This window comes from Streptococcus sp. 3874 (assembly GCF_013276425.1).
Taxonomy (GTDB): domain Bacteria; phylum Bacillota; class Bacilli; order Lactobacillales; family Streptococcaceae; genus Streptococcus; species Streptococcus pseudopneumoniae.
This window is the reverse complement of the sequence record NZ_VMLA01000129.1, coordinates 1-3478: the sequence shown is the minus strand read 5'-3', so window position 1 is coordinate 3478 and position 3478 is coordinate 1. Positions and strand designations below refer to the sequence as shown.

General features: G+C 40.4%; 1 protein-coding gene. It reads left to right on the top strand.

Annotation, left to right across the window (positions count from 1 at the left end):
• Window positions 1-306: 306 nt before the first annotated feature.
• A partial coding sequence (locus HT703_RS10650) for a sialidase domain-containing protein (RefSeq protein ID WP_172930078.1) occupies window positions 307-3478 on the top strand: 3172 nt, incomplete at its 3' end.

Here is a 3478-nt window from a genome sequence, read left to right as displayed (position 1 = left end):
AGTGTTCGATAAGGATTGAGCAGGAAGTATGGTGTAAATAGCATAAGCTGATGTCCATCATTTGCTTATAAAGAGATATTTTAGTTTAATTGCAGCGGTGTCCTGGTAGATAAACTAGATTGGTAGGAGTCTGATCGGAGAAAGGAGAGGGGAAATTTGGCACCAATTTGAGATAGTTTGTTTAGTTCATTTTTGTCATTTAAATGAACTGTAGTAAAAGAAAGTTAAGAAAAGACAAACTAAGTGCATTTTCTGGAGTAAATGTCTTATTTCAGAAATCGGGATATAGATATAGAGAGGAACAGTATGAATCGGAATGTTCAAGAACGTAAGTGTCGTTATAGCATTAGGAAACTATCGGTAGGAGCGGTTTCTATGATTGTGGGAGCAGTGGTGTTTGGAACGTCTCCTGTTTTAGCTCAAGAAGGGGCGAGTGAGCAACCTCTGGCAAATGAAACTCAACTTTCGGGGGGGAGCTCAACCCTAACTGATACAGAAAAGAGCCAGCCTTCTGAGGAAGGAGAAAATATAACTCTTCCTGCAGAGCATGTAGAGTCTGTTTCAGAGACTGAACTTTCTGGCAATGAGCAAGAACAAGAAAGGGAAGATAAGCAAGAAGAAAAAATTCCAAGAGATTACTATGCACGAGATTTGGAAAATGTCGAAACAGTGATAGAAAAAGATGACTTAGAGACGAATGATTCAAATGGAAAAAGAGTAGACTTGTCTGATGAATTAGAGAAAGTAAAGGGACTCCAAAATGCAACTGTTCATGTGGAGTTCAAACCGGCTGCTGATGGTCCTAGTTTTTACAATCTCTTTTCTGCTTCCAGTACAACTAAAGTAAATGAGTACTTTACAATGGCAATCAATAATGGGACAGCTTTGATAGAGGGACGTGGAGCTGATGGTAGCCAATTTTATGGAAGTTATACAGATGCGCCTTTGAAGATTAGACCAGGCAAGTATAATTCGGTTACTTTTACTGTTGAAAGACCAAGAAAGGATAGTCCAAATGGTCAGGTTCGTCTTTATGTGAATGGTGTATTATCTCGTACGAATAAAAAGTCAGGGAAATTCCTGGCAGACATGCCAGATGTGGATAAACTTCAGTTAGGTGCAACTAATAGAGCAGGAGAACTGAAGTGGGGCTCAAATCTCTCTATTCGTAATCTGACTGTATACAATCGTGCTCTAACTCCAGAGGAAGTCAAAAAACGTAGCCAGTTATTTGATGTGACAGATATTGAGCCGTCACTTCCTGAAGGGGCAGTCTTGACAGAGAAGCAAGAGTTGTTTATGAGCGGTGTCAATGGTAAGCCAAATAGTGAAGGAATTAAGAGTTATCGGATTCCAGCTTTGCTACGTACGGATAAAGGAACATTACTGGCAGGGGCAGATCAGCGTCGTCTCCACCATTCTGATTGGGGAGATATTGCTATGGTCGTTAGGAGAAGTGAGGATGGGGGAACTACTTGGCAGTCAACCTTAACCTTGACCAACTTGCGAGACAATCCAGAAGCAAAAGATCCGCAGGCACCATCTCCACTTAATATCGATATGGTCTTGGTTCAAGATCCTACCACAAAGAGAATTTTTTCAATCTACGATATGTTTCCAGAAGGTCGAGCTGTCTTTGGAATGCCAAACAAACCTCAAAAAGCTTATCAACAAGTTGGAGATAAGCACTATCAATTACTATATAAACAAGGGGAAAATCAAGCATATACTGTCCGAGAAAACGGAGAAGTATATGATGCAAATAATCAAAAAACAGATTATCGCGTTGTAGTGGATCCAAAAGAAGAAGCCTACAGAGATAAGGGTGACCTCTATAAAGGAGAAGAGCTTCTTGGGAATATCTACTTTGCTCCATCTGCTAAAAATCCATTTCGTGTAGCCTATACGAGCTATTTGTGGCTTTCTTATAGTGATGATGATGGGAAAACATGGTCGCAACCAAGAGATATTACACCATCAATTCGCCAAGATTGGATGAAATTTTTAGGAACAGGTCCAGGTACAGGAATTGTGCTTAGAACAGGAGAGCACAAGGGTCGTATCTTAGTTCCTACTTATACCACCAATGCTATCTCCCATCTAAGCGGATCCCAGTCTTCTCGTTTGATTTATTCAGATGATCATGGAGAAACATGGCAGGCTGGAGCTGCTGTCAATGATGATAGGACAGTAGGCGGAAGGAAAATTCATTCCTCAACTATGAATAATAGTCCTGCCCAAAATACAGAGTCAGTTGCTGTACAGTTAAATAATGGTGATGTGAAACTCTTTATGAGAGGATTAACGGGTGATTTACAGGTTGCCACAAGTAAAGATGGTGGGCAAACTTGGGACAAGGAAATCAAGAGATACAATCAGGTTAAAGATGTTTATGTCCAAATGGCTGCTATTCACACCATGCACGAAGGAAAAGAATACATCATTTTAACCAATTCAGGAGGACCTAAACGGACGAATGGAATGGCTCATTTGGCTCGTGTAGAGGACAACGGAGACTTGACTTGGTTACATCATAGACCAATTCAAAAAGGAGAGTTTGCCTATAATTCGCTCCAAGAATTAGGAAATGGGGAGTATGGTATCTTGTATGAACACACTGAAAAAGGACAAAATGACTATACCCTATCATTTAGAAAATTTAATTGGGACTTTTTAACAAAAGATCCGGTATATCCAACGAGTGTAACTATCAGGGACGTTCGTAAATTGGAAACAGAAGAAGAGGATGCAGAACAAGGTATCTTAGCTATGCAATTTGATTCTGAGGTACTAGTAAATTCTATTCCGACTTTGACTTTAGCGAATGGACACAAAGCTACCTTCTTGACCCAAGCAGATCAAAAAACTCTACTTTTCACCTTTAATAAAGAAGATGCAGGTCAAGAAATTACAGGTCTACTGGCCGGTAGAATTGACAGTATGCATGATTTACCAGTTACACTAGCTGGCAGTAGAATTCCTGAAGATGCGAAAGAAAATCCTGTCGAGACCATGAATACAGTAAGAGAAAATGTATCTGAGGAGATGACAGAAAGGAAGTCAGAGAAGGATAAATTATCTTTGGGGTCTTCAGATAGAATGGTAGCAAACTCTCCTCTTACTTCTTTTGCTCCTCGTTACCTCCAATCTTATGTAGGAGATGTTATTAAAACTGAGACTAAAGTTCCAATAACGACTGGTTGGAAGCAAGAAAATGGTGCGTGGTATTTTTATACATCTGCTGGTGAAGTGGTGAAAGGCTGGCATCAGGAAGCGGATAAATGGTACTACTTGAGTTCTACTGGTGCGATGGCAACTGGTTGGGTCAGAGATGGTAATCAATGGTATTATTTGAGTGAGAGTGGAGCAATGTCTACTGGCTGGGTTGAATCCAGTGGTGTGTGGTACTATCTCAATGCTAACGGCTCAATGGCAACTGGTTGGGTCAGAGATGGTAACCAATGGTATTATTTGAGTG